Genomic DNA, 14,067 nt, shown 5'->3' with positions numbered 1-14,067 from the left:
GTATTATAAATTAATAGGTTATGAACTCAGCAATCAAAAAAGAAGACAGAACCCTGGCAAGTTTGCTACATCTTTCGGCCTTCACCAAGTATTTTATTCCATTGGGGAATTTTATCTTTCCACTTGTACTATGGCTCATTAGGAAAGAAAATAAATTTATAGACCATCACGGGAAACAAGCCCTTAACTTCCAGATAAGCATCTTCCTTTACTTTATAGTATTAGTTTTAGGAGGAATTGCAGGAATGGTATTCACCGGAATGCAATTAAGTTTGGAGAGTACCCACTTTCCTTTTAAAGACGATTCTAACCTGGGAGAACTGGCCCGGCTTTTTCCTTTCGGATTAATCCTTGGGGGCGTACTCACATTACTGTTGGGACTTTTTATCCTGGAGATTTTTGCAGTAGTGCAGGCGGCCATCAAAGCCAGCGAAGGTAAAACTTACAAATACCCGCTTAGCATTAATTTTTTAGGAGCGAACAATAATCATTCATCAAATCATCAATCAGAAAATGAACAGTTTAACAACACTCAAAACCAAAGGCTATGAAGATTGAAAACACCAAAGCGCAAATGCGCAAAGGGGTTCTGGAATACTGCATTCTCTCTGTCTTAAAAGACGAAGATGCCTATGTAGCCGAGATCCTGGACACCTTGAAAGACGCAAAACTGCTGGTAGTAGAGGGTACTATCTACCCCCTGCTTACCAGGTTAAAGAACGCGGGACTCCTCACCTACCGCTGGGAAGAATCCAGCAGTGGACCACCGCGTAAATACTACGGACTCACAGAAACAGGGAGGCTTTTCTTAAAAGAGCTCACCACCACCTGGGACGAATTACAAACCGCAGTAAGTATTGTAACCAATCAAAAAAACAAGAATCATGAATAAGACCGTAAATATAAATCTGGCAGGCATTTTCTTTCATATCGATGAAGACGCCTATGCAAAGCTTCAGCACTATCTGGATGCTATAAGACGCTCTTTTACTACTACCCAGGGCAGCGACGAGATCATCGCCGATATAGAAGCCCGAATCGCTGAGCTTTTTAAAGAAAAGATTCAAAACGATAGACAGGTAATTAGCATAAAAGAAGTTGAAGAAGTAATCGCCATCATGGGGCAACCAGAAGATTATATGCTGGACGAAGAGATCTTTGACGACGAACCCGCACCAAAAACCAGTACTGGCTCTAAAGGAAAACAGCTTTTCAGAGATACCGAACATTCTTATGTGGGAGGGGTATCTTCCGGACTTGGGCACTACCTTAATATCGAGCCTATCTGGATAAGATTGCTGTGGATCCTGCTTACTATTTTTTCCAGCGGAGCTTTTGTCCTTATCTATTTAGCGCTGTGGATCTTTGTGCCTGAAGCAAAGACCACAGCCGATAAACTCGCCATGCGCGGGGAGGATGTCACCATAAGCAACATCGAAAAAAAGATTCGTGAGGGTTTTGATAATGTTACCGGAAAGGTAAAGGATATAGACTATGATAAATATGGCAACAGAGCCAGGGAAGGCGCCGGTTCGGCTGCTACCGCCCTTGGCGATGTAATAAGGTTCCTTATTAATGTATTTGTGAAACTTGTAGGAGTATTGCTTCTGCTCGTGGCCGGAGCCACTTTAATAGCCCTGTTTATAGGTTTATTTACCGTGGGTACTTTTGGTTTATTTGATGCTCCCTGGAGCGATTATATCGAAATGGCTACCAGCGGGGCTCCCCTTTGGGTGCTTTCCCTGCTAAGCTTTTTTGCGGTAGGAATCCCGTTTTTCTTCCTCTTTACCCTCGGGCTGAAGATCCTGGTAAAAAGACTGAAATCTATAGGAACCACTGCAAAACTGGTACTGCTCGGGCTGTGGCTACTTTCGGTAATCGGCCTCATCACTATTGGCGTGCAACAGGCTACCCACCGCGCTTTCGACGGGGAGCAGGTGAACACCGAAACCCTGGACATCACCCCACAGGATACCCTATACCTTAGGATGAGAAATAACCCTAATTATTCGTCTTATGCTCACAGAAAAAGTGATTTCAAGATCAAATACGATGAAAATGACCAAAAGGTATTGTATAGTTCTGATGTGAGACTTAGCATAAATTCCACCAGGGATTCTGTTGCCAGGTTAGAGATCGTTCGCTCTGCGGAAGGAAAAGATTATGTAGAGGCCCGCGATCGTGCCCGTAATATTGATTATGGCACCAGCTTTACCGGCAATGAATTGCTTTTGGACTCTTATTTCACAACGCCTTCAGAAAATAAATACCGGGACCAGGAAGTGAGATTAACGCTTTTCCTGCCTGAAGGAAGCATACTTTTTGCCGATGATAATATCTCTTCCTTTCATTGGGGAGATATCCTTAACCGTGGGGAAGAAGGCCATTATGTAGAAGTAACCGAAGATGGGAGCATCTGTCTCGATTGCCCTATGTCCGAATTTGAGGATACCGATGATGTTTTCCCTGAAGATGATTCCGAAGAGAATATGGAAAGCAGCGACGAATGGGATGAAGCCGACGACTTTAATGCACGGATGGAACAGGATAGCAGCCAGGCCAGAACCTACAGGATCAAAAAAACGATCAAAGTTGGTGACGGTACGATCACTATCTCCTAATAATTAAAAACCAGGAACGATGACTACCCTGATCAATATTTTAATCAATATGCTGTTAGCCGCACTTGGCTTTCAGCAGGAAGTAGCAACCGATCCGCCCCTACCCGATCGAACGGAGATCTCAGCAGAATGTGAGACTCCCCAAACCGATTCAAAAGTTTACAAATGTTAAGATAGCCTCCCAGCCGGGAGGCTTTTTTTATATTTGTTATAACTCAATCTGATAAAATGAAAAAACTACTCCTATTATTTCTTGTGCTGGGCAGCCTATATTCCTGTGGATCTCAAAAGGTAAAGGGCAGCCGAAATGTCACCACCGAGCGAACTAATCTAAAAGAATTCACCGCTGTGGAAATTCAGGGAGATTTTGAAGTGGGGCTTAAAAAAGGGGATCGCGCTCATATGGAAGTGGAGGCCGATGATAACCTGCACAGCCTCATCCAAACAGATATCGTAGATAATACCCTATTTATAAAAAGCCGGAAACCGGTAAAAAGCAGTAAGTCCTTCGAAATAATACTCACTTTTCCCCAGGACCTGGAACGAATTCTAATCACCGATAATGTAGACTTATATTCTGATGAAGACCTGTATTTACAGGATGTAGAAGTGCATATAAACGGAAAAGCTAAAGCCTGGCTCACTTTAACCGCAAGAGATTTTAAGCTTTATAAAAATGACGATAGCAAAACCGAACTCAACCTTAACGCGAGTAACACCTATTTTCAGCTCAATAACTCCAGCGACCTGGAAGCTCTTGTCTATTCGCCCATCTTTAAGGCAGATCTATATGAAAAAGCCAGCGCGAAAATAGAGGGAGAAACCGGGGAATTCGAACTTCGCAGCGAGCATTCCACCAAATTTAACGGCAGTAAGCTCACCGCAGAGAATGCTGTGGTTACCGCCGAGGGCCGCTCAAAGAATGAAGTCCAGGTAACCGGCACTCTGAAACTCACTGCAAAAGACCGCAGCCAAATCGAGGTTTACGGTAATCCCGCGATCGAGCTTGTGGAATTTACCGAGAAGGCAGAGCTGAAGAAAAAGGAACAATAAGCCTTGATTTTCTTTAAGAAAACTTAAAATTGCTCCTGCGCCCCTGCTATTTTCTTACATTTATCCTGCAAACCAAAACTTTAATACTATGAAACATCTGTTTAAAACCGGGCTTTTATTTATGGCCCTTACGCTTTCCCTGGTCTCCTGCCGGGAACAGGAAGAAGAAAAATCGGAGATGGAAGAACTCATGGAAGAAGAAGATGCCAAGGTGAAAGTGAAAGATGAAAAGATAAAAGTAAAGACCGACGACAAGAAGATCAAGATCAAGACCGATGATGACGGCGAGGTAAAGAAAAAGGTCAAGATCGACGATTAAATCAAGCTATGGACACCCGTCTATAGCTGTTAAGAGGAAAACAGGAACCTAAAAGTACAGGTTTTTGTTTTCCTCTTTTTTTTGCCTACCCCTAGCCTCCTGCTTAAAGTTACTCACACCTCGTAGCACAATTCTTAATATTTTCTGAAATTTTTATTAAATTAGCAGTACCCTACCTTTTTGCAATCTCTTGAAATACCTTATCGATTAAATTAAATAGGAATATAGAATTTATTCCGGATGTAGTATGATTGATAAGTAGAAATCTAGAGAGTATAACAAGTTGTAGCTAATTTAAAAAAAATGAAAGAAGAAAATAAAAATAGTGTGGATTTACTTGGAATTGCACCTTACGGAGAAGCCATAAAAATTAGTGTAGAGAAAAGTTTTGAAGCGGCTCAATCAGTTTTGAGTAGAATTTGTCTGCCAGCAGCAGAAGAATTAGGACTAATGTTTCAGGATAAAGTAAGGTATTGGCGTTTGAATAATATCATAAAAATAATTCAAAAGAGCGAAGGTAAAATGGATTTTGAAAGTGAAAGATTAACTCTTTCTGCACATCCAAGAGTAGTAAAAGAAATAATGGAGAACGGCTCGTGGTGTGATGATGAAACCCTGCAAGAAATGTGGGCTGGTTTGATTGCTTCTTCTTGCGATAAAAATGATGGAGATGATATTAATTTATTATTTGTAAATACCTTAAAAAATCTAACTTCTAATCAAGCAAAAATCTTAAATTATATCTGTGAAAATTGTCAAATGGAAGTAGATAAAAACGGTTTCATTTTTGCTGAGCATATTGATTTAGAACTAGATCAAATTCATAGAATTATCGGAGATGAAGATTTACATAAAATTGACACAGAGTTTGACAATATGGCAAGTTCTGAATTGTTAAATGGAGGAGGTTTGGTAGGACACGCTAGTGGTTTTGCGTTTGGAGACAAGGAATTAAAAGCACAACTTGAACCAAGTCCTTTCGCAATTGCCTTATATGTAAAATCTAAAGGGTTCAAAGGAACACCAAAAGAATATTACAACTTGGAGTATAGAGAACCTGATCCAAAAGAAGAAAAAAACTAGCTACAACAACGCATATAAAAAATTGCTTCGCCTGTGTTTGCTCGAAATTGTTTACTTTAAAAAAGCAAAAGTTGCGGCGGACAATTCCGCGCATTATAACCCGCAACTTTTCATATGCAAACCGTTAGCCACAAGCTGAAAAAATATGAGCATAATATCTAAATCAAGACTGACAGGATACAGAAATAGTACTCGATACTATAGCAAGACAATAAATGAAAGCCTAAGAGAATTTAAGGGGGAAAGCCGTTATTCTAAAGTGACCATTTTCCTCTCTCATAAACACGATGAGACTGAAGAGTTGGATGGCGCAATAAGTTTCTTAAAAAGATTTGGCGTTGAAGTTTATGTGGATTGGTTAGATGATGGAATGCCTAGAACAACTAGTGGAGTAACAGCGAATCGAATCAAACAAAAAATTAAAGAAAACAGAAAGTTTGTTTTTTTAGCAACGGAAGGTGCGATAAGTTCAAAATGGTGCAATTGGGAATTAGGACACGGAGATGCGCAAAAATACGTAGAGCATATTGCTGTGCTTCCCGTAAAGAACAATTACACTGACTATAGTGGTGCGGAATATTTGCAGATTTACCCATACATCTATGAAAGCGATTCAACACCAAATACGTTCTATGTAAAATATCCAAATGGTGATTTAAAAGGCCTTGGGTCTTGGTTAAAGAGTTAAAAATGGAAGATAAAAAAATCAAGCATCTCGAGTTTATTCAACTAGTGATAACTAGGATGAATGTTAATTCTTTTTTGCTTCGCGGATGGTCTGTAACTCTTGTTGCGGCTCTCTTCGCATTCGCAGCTAAAGACACAAATATTGACTATGTACTAATTACATACATTTCTACACCACTTTTTTGGCTATTAGATGGTTACTATTTGTCCCAAGAAAGGAAATACAGGGACTTATATAACATCATAAGACAAAAACAAGAAGATGAAATTGATTTTGATATGAATGCTACTATTACCGACAACAATAAGAATAGTTGGCTTGCAAGTACATTTTCAATCACTCAAATAATTTTTTATGGAACACTCATAGCAATAACGCTAGTTGTGATGTTCATAATCAACTAATTTATGACAAAAAGAATATTTTTCAGTTTTCACTATCAAGATGTAATAGATTTTCGAGCAAATACAGTTAGAAATCATTGGTTGCTAAAAAAAGACAGGGAAGACGCAGGCTTTTTCGATGCATCTGTATGGGAGAAAGCCAAAAAAGATAGTCCAACAGCACTTAAAAGATTAATTAATGGGTTCAATTAAGAACACTTCAAACACTTGTGTTCTAATTGGAAGTGAGACGTTTAAGAGAAGATGGGTTAAATATGAAATTATCAAAAGTGTTGCAGCAGGAAACCATCTTTTTGGTGTTCATATTAACAAAATCAAAGGTAAGGACCAATTCACAAAAAATTACGGTAGCAACCCGTTTGACTATCTAGGTTATCAATATAGCGAAGATGGCACTAAATTGCATCCAATTGAATACAAGAACGGTAAATGGATATATTTCGGAGACTATGACGCTTATAAACTGAAATCTAAACCAGACCAATCGAAATGGGGAAAATCGTTTAAATTATCCAAAGATTACAAGACGTATTGTTGGATTAAAGATAACGGTTATAACAATTTTTCAAGTTGGACAAAATAAAGCCAGTGGCTAACAATGTATATAAAAATTAGGCGAAATAGTAATAAAATTAAGGCTTTTGTCTCATATCAAACTTTGTGTTTTACCGATAGTTCCGTGCATCTTAATCGCCTACTTTTCATATACTAACCGTTAGCTCTAATTAATGACAAAAATGAAAAGAACTTTACTATTACTATCAATTCTATTATCCGGTTTTGCAACTTCAGCTCAGAATAAAATAAAATTTGAAAGTGGAAAAACATTCGAAGAGAATCAACTTGGAATTGACATATTTTATTTCGTACATCACACATTTGCTGATGCTTTTTATATGACTGATTTGTACAAACAGTTGACAGATGATGAAATGTATTCTATTCTTAAAAAAGCATATTATAGTGTTACGCCCGATGAAAAAGTATTAACTATAATTAATCAGAAGAGATCACCTGATGCCAGACTAGCATTTGCTTTTATGCCAAAATCAAAAATTGGAGACATTTTAGTTTTAGGAACGAACTTTAATAGTAAATCCAGAGTTTTCGAAAAAGAAGTAGCCCCAAACAATTCGATTTATAGATGGTATGCTATTAAAGATGGCAAATTGGTTTATAGAAAGGATCTGTATTCTAAAGAGGCAGAGGAAGAAAATAGAAGGAAAAATGGTTACTCCCTTATCGGAATGTACCTCTTTGATGATAATTTTGAGAACGACAAAGAGGTTAAACCATTAATAAAGAAACTTATTAATTCTGAAAAAGAAGATGTAGAAAAGCTTTATGGTTATCTATATCTTAGTGAGTATTGGCTTTCAAAAAGTAACTTGGAAAAGTCTAAGATTGCAATAAAAAACCTTGAAAAACTTTTCAATGAAAGTGAAACAATACCTAATGGATATTCATTGATAGTAAATATGGCAAAAACCGAGTATGAAATGATGAAACGTTTCATTAACTAGAGCTAACAAAGACCTAAGCTAGCTCCCAAATCATTTATCCCATTTTTGACCCAAAATTCTCATCATAAGTCAGTCCAGATTTTCCCACTGCAAAAGCCTGTTTAAGTGTAACACTTCACACAAGCAGCTGTCATTATTAAAAAACAATAATGAGATGCTACCTACTCTCTTTTTTACTGGTGTTTACGCTAGCATTACAGGCCCAGGACACCCCAACACAAGTACTTACGCTGGGAACTTTTCATTTTAATTTCCCCAATAATGATTTCGTTAAAACAGCAAAATCCAATCAAATTGATGTTCTTAAACCAAAGTATCAGGACGAAATAAAAGAGATAGTTCAAAGCCTGGAAAAATTTAAACCCAGCATAATTATAATCGAGTGTCAGGCCTCAAAGCAACACATAATCGATTCCTTATACACCGCTTATCTAAATGGAGAACATGAGCTAAAGCGAGATGAACGGCAACAAATTGGATTTAGATTAGCAAAAGAGCGAGGGATTAAAAAACTCTATTGTGTAGATGAGTGGGGAGACTTCAACCCAGAGGTAGATCAGGTTTTATCGGGCCGGGACAGCATAGGAAAAAAGAAATTTGAAGAATATTATCAGAGAGATGTTGAGGCTTCTAAAAAATACAATCCGCGAACTATTTTTAAAGAAGAAGGAATACTTCCTGAATTAATAAGATTAAATAATCCGGAGCATATTAAAAAGAGCCTGGGAAATTATTTAGTGGGTCCGTTTAAATACGAAAGCAAAGAAAGAGATTTCTTAGGGGTGCATTTCGAAACAGGGCGTTGGTTTAACAGAAACCTGAAAATCTTTAGAAACATACAGCGCATCGATTTCCATAAAGAAGATAAGATCCTTGTCATATACGGCTCGGGACATTTGAACATCCTCAACTTATTATTTGAAAGTTCTCCGGAGTTTGAATTAATGAATACGAATAAGTTTTTGCAATAGCACTACAGTTAAGTCGGCCAACCGCAAATACCCGGTTGAATTTTAAAGAAAATAATTAACTGCAACAGCAAACCGGGCTAAGTCTGCAAGCCCGTCTCCTCTACTCCATGAACATCGTGACCCTGGAGGTGATTTTTACAGCAATTAAGCGCTTCAAATATGCCTTTAAAGGTAAAAAGAAGCCTTTTATCTAATTTTTCAGCTTTTAGGTAAATAATTCTATTTTAATTAATAATTTACTTTAAGATACTAACCAACAAGCCTTTGGGGCAACCAAGCACCTATGAAAAATTCAATCAAAATTTTATCGATAATAAGCTTATCGTTTTTATTAAACCAGTCCTGCAGTACAGAGAAATATGATGAGATAGAAGTTTATGATCTTAAAGGTCAAAACTCAAAAGGAAGCGAAATCATAATTGCTGATGACAATTTTAGAGAGGTATTATTTAATACAAATTGCGTAGACACCGATGGAGATGGAATAGGTGATAGAAATACCGATTTAAACGGAGACGGTAAAATTGAAAAAAAGGAAGCAAACGCTATTGAAGCATTAATACTTCAGTTTAAATATGAAACCCCTATAAGCTTTGCTGATATAACTGGTATTGAGCATTTTTCAAACCTTAAATATTTAAACATACAGGGCCCGGGAGGATACATTTATGAACGTGAAGTTTTAAATACCGGGAATCTAAGCTATGACCTTACAAGCTTAAGAAAATTAGAGTATTTACAAATAAGCGGTCTGGCCACAGAGTATTACGACAATATAAATTGCTCAGGCTTAAATAAACTACTTGAGGTTGATCTTTCATCAAATAGGTCAATGGACTTTTATACTGATAAAGATCCCTTTGTTACAGTAAATTTTGAAGCTTGTTCAAATCTGAAAAAATTAAATATGACGAATAGTTTTTTAAGAATTGATTTCTGTCAAATTCCGTCATTAGAAGTGCTGGACATGTTCTATTTAGAAGGGGGTGAACCAGACACCTTTGATTTCCATTGTCTGGAAAATTTAAAATGGCTTAATATTGGGGAAAATAGGATAAGCAGATTAATCCTAAAAAATTCTTCTGTTTTAGAAACTTTTAAAGCAGATGAGATTGGGGATGGAGGAATAAACCCGTACTTAGCTTACGTAGACTATATTTGCATTGATGATAATCCAACGGAATGGGAACAAATTTCAACATTAGTTGGAGAAAACACCATAGTAACCACAGCGTGTAGCTTCGACTGAAAATATGAAAAAATACGGCTGCCCGAAACTCTTCACAGATAAACTCCCGTAATGGGCCCTTAATGAGCTATAACCCCACCATCCTAAACATAGCCGCTGTTGGTTTTTTTCTCTACGAGCTATACGGTTTTCTAACTTCAGGCTTAAGCGGGGAAGCCTGGGATTATTCTGTAATCGCACTTTTCCTGAGTTTCGGGATCACGCTAACATTCCTGGGAATAGATGCTATACTGCAGTGGCTTTTAAAAAATCCCTGGCTTATCAATGCCATCGGGATCCTGTTTATAATTACAGCTGTTTTTATATATAAAACCAATTTCTGAATTTTCAGGTAACCACCTCTAGTCTACCAATGAAAAAACTTTTCCTTATCTTCCCTTTATTCAGCTTAATTTTCGCCTAATTAAGGCCCGGAAAAAACAGAAACTATGGCAGCAGAAGACAAACAACCCAAAAATAATAATCAAAAAGACACTACCCCAAAAGTAACCGGTTTGGGAGGTATCTTTTTCTTTAGCGACGATCCCGTAGCCAGCCGCGAATGGTATGCCGAGAACCTGGGACTGGAGGTAAATCAATGGAGTTCCAGCTTTGAGTTCAGGAATGCTAACCGCCCCGAGGAGATCAACTACCTGCAATGGAGTCCGTCTAAAAGAGGCAGCGAACATTTTAAGCCTTCAAAAAAGGAATTTATGATCAATTACCGGGTGCAGAACCTCGAAGGCCTGGTGAAGAAATTGGAAGCAAACGGGGTGAGCATTCTCGATGAGATCGAGACTTTTGATTACGGGAAATTTGTGCACATCATGGACCACGAAGGCAACAAAATTGAGCTCTGGGAACCCGTAGATAGCGTTTTTACAGCAATGGACTTAAAAACCACTAAATGATGTGCCTTACATGCGGTGAAAGCTATGCCAGCTTACAGCGAAAACTTTGAAATTTAATGGACAATACAGAGGCCGGTTTTCCGGTTTGTTTTGCTTTAAAATCTGTTAAGCCTTTTATAAGACTTGGCGGGAAGCTTCCAGAAACCAAAAAGTTTTTCTAATTTGTTTGCTACTAAGCTCACTAATCCATGATAAAATCTCACGAAAAACTACTTTTTCCCCTTGTAGCAATAATTATAGGCAGCTATTTTTTCTTCACCGGTCTTGTGGAGGCCAAAGCTTTTTTGGGACCTTTGGTAACGGCTATAATTCTGGCTTTACTGCTTATTCCCCTGGGAAATTTATTGGAGCGGGGGCCTTTAAATAGAAGCGTCGCTTCCCTGGTGAGCACTATTCTGCTGTTTATTGTTTCCCTTGGAGTGTTCGCGCTTATCTCCTTTCAGATCAAAAATTTCGTAGACGACTGGGATAAGATCACCGAAACCATGAAGCCCAAGGTGGAGCAACTCATCACTTATATTTATGAGCATACGCCGGTAAGTGAGCAAGACCTGCAGGAATACCGCGAGGAGAATGATCTCGGAAGTATGGTGAGCAGCATGGACTCGGGAAAAAGAGCTTTTAACTTCTTTAATTCGGTAATGAGCTTTATAAGCAATTACCTGCTCACTTTTATCTATATCTTCTTTCTGCTGAATTATCGCAGCAGGTTAAAGAAATTCATTCTGAAGCTATTTTCGGATTCGAGAAAGGAAGAAGTTAAAGAAATCATCAATGAAACGGCCCACATCGCCCAGTATTACCTAAGAGGCAAGCTCATTCTCATTTCGCTGCTATCTGTTTTTTACAGTATAGGCCTGGGATTTTCAGGAGTGAGTAATTTTATTCTAATCTCGATACTGGCCGCCTTTCTCACCTTAATCCCTTTTATAGGAAATATCATCGGGATGGGGCTGGCCGTGTTCTTTGGCTATCTCACGCAGGGAGAAACAGGAATCCTCATAGGGATCATTTTAACCTTTACCATCGTACAGTTTATTGAAAGTTACATCCTGGAGCCTTACATAGTGGGCGATAAGGTAGATATTCATCCTTTCTTTGTGATCCTTGCCATTATCCTGGGCAATATGGTTTGGGGCGTGATGGGCATGATCCTGGCTATTCCCGTCCTGGGGATCCTGAATGTTATTTTTAACAATGTACCCTCATTGAAACCATTTGGTTACTTACTGAGTACAGATAGCAAGCAGGGAGATTAATGAAAGATCGGATTAAAAAGCAACTCCTGGGGTACCTGCATACCCCTCCGCTTTGGCGCGGGGAATTACTAGGCTTAAAACAATTTGATCCGGGAAAGCCGGCACGCGAGCTACCCGACCCCAAAGCAGCTATCCCTTCCCTATCCACCAATTTCGTGCTCGGGAAACGAATGGAAAGTTTTTTTGAACTGCTCATCCAACATAGCGATCGCTATAAGCTGCTTGCCAGTAACATCCAGATAAGCCGGGAGAAGATCACCCTGGGGGAAATGGATTTTTTGCTGAAGGATACTCATACCAACCAGAAGCTTCACCTGGAACTGGTCTATAAATTCTATGTGTACGATCCTTCTTTTTCTTCGGAAGAAGCCCGGTGGATTGGCCCTAACCGAAGGGATTCCTTTTTACAAAAAATGGATAAATTAAAACAAAAACAGTTCCCCCTGCTGTACCAACCCGAAACCAGGGAATTCCTGAAAAGCCTGGAACTAAATCCCGAAGAGCTTATTCAGCAAACCTATTTTAAAGCAAAACTTTTCCTTCCCAAGAAAATTAAGCGAGAAGAGATAAATATTCTCAACCCGGAATGCATTGCGGGTTTTTGGCTCTCCTTCAGAGAATTTGATAACGCTGAATATAAAGATTTCCAATTTCATGCGCCTTCAAAGCAGGACTGGCCTATCGACCCTAAATTTGGAAGCGATTGGGTCTCTTTTTCAGCAATAAAAGACCAGATCCACGCCTCTTTTGAAAAGAAAAAATCTCCGCTTATCTGGATGAAAAGATCAGAAACTGAATTTGAACGCTTTTTTGTAGTTTGGTGGGAAAGAGAGAATTCATATTGAAATGAAAACCTAAAGAAGCCCGGGTCCCGGATGCCGAATAAAATAAAAATCTCAGCCCCTTAGTCTGCTTAAAAACCTTTAATTTTGACTTCCGAAATTTTCCGATGAACGAAAACACCCAAAAAGCCATAAAAGCCTCCTATTTGAGCATTGCGGGTAATGCCGTGCTGGCCACCGCTAAATTCATCACCGGGATCTTCGGGAATTCTTATGCCCTCATCGCCGATGGGATAGAATCTACTACCGATGTATTTTCATCTTTTCTGGTTTTACTTGGCCTGAAATATTCCAGCAAACCCCCCGACGAAAACCATCCCTATGGCCACGGAAAAGCCGAACCTTTAATTACCTTTGCCGTGGTAGGATTCCTTGTGGTTTCGGCCACGGTTATCGCTTATGAAAGCATAGATCACATTAGAACCCCTCACAAAACACCCGAGAGCTACACCCTCATCGTGCTAGCGGTAATAGTGATCATCAAGGAAGTATTTTACCGGTTCTTTTCAAAAAAGGGAGACGAAACAAAAAGTACCTCTTTAAAAGCAGATGCCTGGCATCACCGAAGTGACGCCATAACTTCACTTATGGCTTTTATTGGGATCTCCATTGCGATATTTATGGGCCCGGGCTACGAAACAGCCGATGACTGGGCTGCTTTACTCGCTTCAGGCTTTATTCTCTATAACGCCTATTTAATCCTGAGGCCTGCCCTGGGAGAAGTCATGGATGAGCATATGTTCGATGAAATGATAGAAGACATAAGGAAGACCAGCGAAAAAGTACCGGGAGTCCTGGAAACCGAAAAATGTCTTGTTCGCAAAACCGGGATGCACTTTCACGTAGATCTTCATATAATTGTAGACGCCGAAATTACAGTAAAAGAAGGTCACGATATTGCCCACGAAGTGAAAAATGAACTGCTCACCCAGCTACCGGAAATCTTTGACGTGCTTATTCACGTAGAGCCGGAAGGAGCACATGAGGTATAAATTTCATCACGGCCCGTCCCCCTTATTCTTTTTTTAAAAATTTTATTAAATGCTCCCGCTAAGCTATTCTTAAGAAAAATTTAGCACTGCCCGGGGTATAAAACCTTTGAATTGAGCGCAAATCGGCTTATCTTATCATTAAGTTTTAATTATAAAATCCTGAGAGGAAACCA

At 39.0% G+C, this 14,067-nt stretch carries 19 protein-coding genes; all 19 read left to right on the top strand.

Going from position 1 to position 14,067, the window contains the following annotated elements:
* Window positions 1-20 precede the first annotated feature (20 nt).
* The 19 genes from BUW93_RS08120 to BUW93_RS08040 all read left to right on the top strand — a co-directional run bounded on the left by BUW93_RS08120 (window position 21) and on the right by BUW93_RS08040 (window position 13,894).
* Entirely contained in the window at window positions 21-551 is a 531-nt protein-coding gene (locus tag BUW93_RS08120) for a DUF4870 domain-containing protein (RefSeq protein WP_081210957.1), read from the top strand.
* On the top strand, window positions 548-892 hold the full coding sequence (locus BUW93_RS08115; RefSeq protein WP_081210955.1) for a PadR family transcriptional regulator: 345 nt from the start codon (window positions 548-550) through the stop codon (window positions 890-892). Before BUW93_RS08120 ends, BUW93_RS08115 begins: the two co-directional genes overlap by 4 nt.
* Window positions 885-2,621, top strand: coding sequence for a PspC domain-containing protein (locus tag BUW93_RS08110; protein ID WP_081210953.1), 1,737 nt, complete (start codon window positions 885-887; stop codon window positions 2,619-2,621). Before BUW93_RS08115 ends, BUW93_RS08110 begins: the two co-directional genes overlap by 8 nt.
* 19 nt (window positions 2,622-2,640) lie before the next feature.
* Window positions 2,641-2,793 carry a hypothetical protein gene (locus BUW93_RS14915; RefSeq protein WP_157893300.1) on the top strand — a complete coding sequence of 51 codons (153 nt, stop codon included), beginning with the start codon at window positions 2,641-2,643 and terminating at the stop codon, window positions 2,791-2,793.
* Window positions 2,794-2,849: 56 nt separating this feature from the next.
* Window positions 2,850-3,674 (top strand): GIN domain-containing protein, encoded by an 825-nt coding sequence (locus tag BUW93_RS08105; protein WP_081210951.1) that lies wholly within the window; start codon window positions 2,850-2,852, stop codon window positions 3,672-3,674.
* 88 nt (window positions 3,675-3,762) lie between these two features.
* Window positions 3,763-3,993, top strand: a complete 231-nt coding sequence (locus BUW93_RS08100; protein WP_081210949.1) for a hypothetical protein — start codon at window positions 3,763-3,765, stop codon at window positions 3,991-3,993.
* Between the two features lie 303 nt (window positions 3,994-4,296).
* Window positions 4,297-5,076, top strand: coding sequence for an Abi-alpha family protein (locus tag BUW93_RS08095; RefSeq protein ID WP_081210947.1), 780 nt, complete (start codon window positions 4,297-4,299; stop codon window positions 5,074-5,076).
* 145 nt (window positions 5,077-5,221) lie between these two features.
* Window positions 5,222-5,764, top strand: a complete 543-nt coding sequence (locus BUW93_RS08090) for a toll/interleukin-1 receptor domain-containing protein (RefSeq protein ID WP_081210945.1) — start codon at window positions 5,222-5,224, stop codon at window positions 5,762-5,764.
* 2 nt (window positions 5,765-5,766) lie between these two features.
* On the top strand, window positions 5,767-6,168 hold the full coding sequence (locus BUW93_RS08085) for a hypothetical protein (protein WP_081210943.1): 402 nt from the start codon (window positions 5,767-5,769) through the stop codon (window positions 6,166-6,168).
* 3 nt (window positions 6,169-6,171) lie between these two features.
* Window positions 6,172-6,360 (top strand): TIR domain-containing protein, encoded by a 189-nt coding sequence (locus BUW93_RS15035; protein ID WP_198537002.1) that lies wholly within the window; start codon window positions 6,172-6,174, stop codon window positions 6,358-6,360.
* On the top strand, window positions 6,347-6,751 hold the full coding sequence (locus BUW93_RS08080; protein WP_198537001.1) for a TIR domain-containing protein: 405 nt from the start codon (window positions 6,347-6,349) through the stop codon (window positions 6,749-6,751). The genes BUW93_RS15035 and BUW93_RS08080 overlap by 14 nt, the downstream gene beginning before the upstream one ends.
* A gap of 154 nt (window positions 6,752-6,905) precedes the next feature.
* Window positions 6,906-7,691 (top strand): hypothetical protein, encoded by a 786-nt coding sequence (locus BUW93_RS08075; protein WP_157893299.1) that lies wholly within the window; start codon window positions 6,906-6,908, stop codon window positions 7,689-7,691.
* Window positions 7,692-7,840: 149 nt separating this feature from the next.
* Entirely contained in the window at window positions 7,841-8,662 is an 822-nt protein-coding gene (locus BUW93_RS08070; protein ID WP_198537000.1) for a DUF5694 domain-containing protein, read from the top strand.
* A 283-nt stretch (window positions 8,663-8,945) separates the two neighbouring features.
* Window positions 8,946-9,911 (top strand): leucine-rich repeat domain-containing protein, encoded by a 966-nt coding sequence (locus tag BUW93_RS08065; RefSeq protein ID WP_081210937.1) that lies wholly within the window; start codon window positions 8,946-8,948, stop codon window positions 9,909-9,911.
* A gap of 62 nt (window positions 9,912-9,973) precedes the next feature.
* The gene (locus BUW93_RS08060) at window positions 9,974-10,234 is read left to right on the top strand and encodes a hypothetical protein (protein ID WP_081210935.1); all 261 of its coding nucleotides are present in this window, start codon (window positions 9,974-9,976) and stop codon (window positions 10,232-10,234) included.
* Between the two features lie 105 nt (window positions 10,235-10,339).
* A complete protein-coding gene (locus BUW93_RS08055; RefSeq protein ID WP_081210933.1) occupies window positions 10,340-10,801 on the top strand; it encodes a VOC family protein in 462 nt (153 codons plus the stop codon).
* A 188-nt stretch (window positions 10,802-10,989) separates the two neighbouring features.
* Complete coding sequence (locus BUW93_RS08050) at window positions 10,990-12,060, top strand: AI-2E family transporter (protein ID WP_232778332.1); 1,071 nt, start codon at window positions 10,990-10,992, stop codon at window positions 12,058-12,060.
* On the top strand, window positions 12,060-12,905 hold the full coding sequence (locus BUW93_RS08045; RefSeq protein WP_081210931.1) for a DUF1853 family protein: 846 nt from the start codon (window positions 12,060-12,062) through the stop codon (window positions 12,903-12,905). The genes BUW93_RS08050 and BUW93_RS08045 overlap by 1 nt, the downstream gene beginning before the upstream one ends.
* A 104-nt stretch (window positions 12,906-13,009) precedes the next feature.
* Complete coding sequence (locus BUW93_RS08040) at window positions 13,010-13,894, top strand: cation diffusion facilitator family transporter (RefSeq protein ID WP_081210929.1); 885 nt, start codon at window positions 13,010-13,012, stop codon at window positions 13,892-13,894.
* Window positions 13,895-14,067 lie beyond the last annotated feature (173 nt).

The organism is Salegentibacter sediminis (genome assembly GCF_002078605.1).
Taxonomy (GTDB): domain Bacteria; phylum Bacteroidota; class Bacteroidia; order Flavobacteriales; family Flavobacteriaceae; genus Salegentibacter; species Salegentibacter sediminis.
Note: the sequence above shows the minus strand (reverse complement) of the source record. Positions and strands in the feature narration are given on the sequence as shown.

Bases quoted from the DNA above. Each gene is read 5' to 3' on its own strand.
- BUW93_RS08120 (WP_081210957.1), top strand. From the start codon at position 21: ATGAACTCAGCAATCAAAAAAGAAGACAGAACCCTGGCAAGTTTGCTA.
- BUW93_RS08115 (WP_081210955.1), top strand. From the start codon at position 548: ATGAAGATTGAAAACACCAAAGCGCAAATGCGCAAAGGGGTTCTGGAA.
- BUW93_RS08110 (WP_081210953.1), top strand. From the start codon at position 885: ATGAATAAGACCGTAAATATAAATCTGGCAGGCATTTTCTTTCATATC.
- BUW93_RS14915 (WP_157893300.1), top strand. From the start codon at position 2,641: ATGACTACCCTGATCAATATTTTAATCAATATGCTGTTAGCCGCACTT.
- BUW93_RS08105 (WP_081210951.1), top strand. From the start codon at position 2,850: ATGAAAAAACTACTCCTATTATTTCTTGTGCTGGGCAGCCTATATTCC.
- BUW93_RS08100 (WP_081210949.1), top strand. From the start codon at position 3,763: ATGAAACATCTGTTTAAAACCGGGCTTTTATTTATGGCCCTTACGCTT.
- BUW93_RS08095 (WP_081210947.1), top strand. From the start codon at position 4,297: ATGAAAGAAGAAAATAAAAATAGTGTGGATTTACTTGGAATTGCACCT.
- BUW93_RS08090 (WP_081210945.1), top strand. From the start codon at position 5,222: ATGAGCATAATATCTAAATCAAGACTGACAGGATACAGAAATAGTACT.
- BUW93_RS08085 (WP_081210943.1), top strand. From the start codon at position 5,767: ATGGAAGATAAAAAAATCAAGCATCTCGAGTTTATTCAACTAGTGATA.
- BUW93_RS15035 (WP_198537002.1), top strand. From the start codon at position 6,172: ATGACAAAAAGAATATTTTTCAGTTTTCACTATCAAGATGTAATAGAT.
- BUW93_RS08080 (WP_198537001.1), top strand. From the start codon at position 6,347: ATGGGTTCAATTAAGAACACTTCAAACACTTGTGTTCTAATTGGAAGT.
- BUW93_RS08075 (WP_157893299.1), top strand. From the start codon at position 6,906: ATGAAAAGAACTTTACTATTACTATCAATTCTATTATCCGGTTTTGCA.
- BUW93_RS08070 (WP_198537000.1), top strand. From the start codon at position 7,841: ATGAGATGCTACCTACTCTCTTTTTTACTGGTGTTTACGCTAGCATTA.
- BUW93_RS08065 (WP_081210937.1), top strand. From the start codon at position 8,946: ATGAAAAATTCAATCAAAATTTTATCGATAATAAGCTTATCGTTTTTA.
- BUW93_RS08060 (WP_081210935.1), top strand. From the start codon at position 9,974: ATGAGCTATAACCCCACCATCCTAAACATAGCCGCTGTTGGTTTTTTT.
- BUW93_RS08055 (WP_081210933.1), top strand. From the start codon at position 10,340: ATGGCAGCAGAAGACAAACAACCCAAAAATAATAATCAAAAAGACACT.
- BUW93_RS08050 (WP_232778332.1), top strand. From the start codon at position 10,990: ATGATAAAATCTCACGAAAAACTACTTTTTCCCCTTGTAGCAATAATT.
- BUW93_RS08045 (WP_081210931.1), top strand. From the start codon at position 12,060: ATGAAAGATCGGATTAAAAAGCAACTCCTGGGGTACCTGCATACCCCT.
- BUW93_RS08040 (WP_081210929.1), top strand. From the start codon at position 13,010: ATGAACGAAAACACCCAAAAAGCCATAAAAGCCTCCTATTTGAGCATT.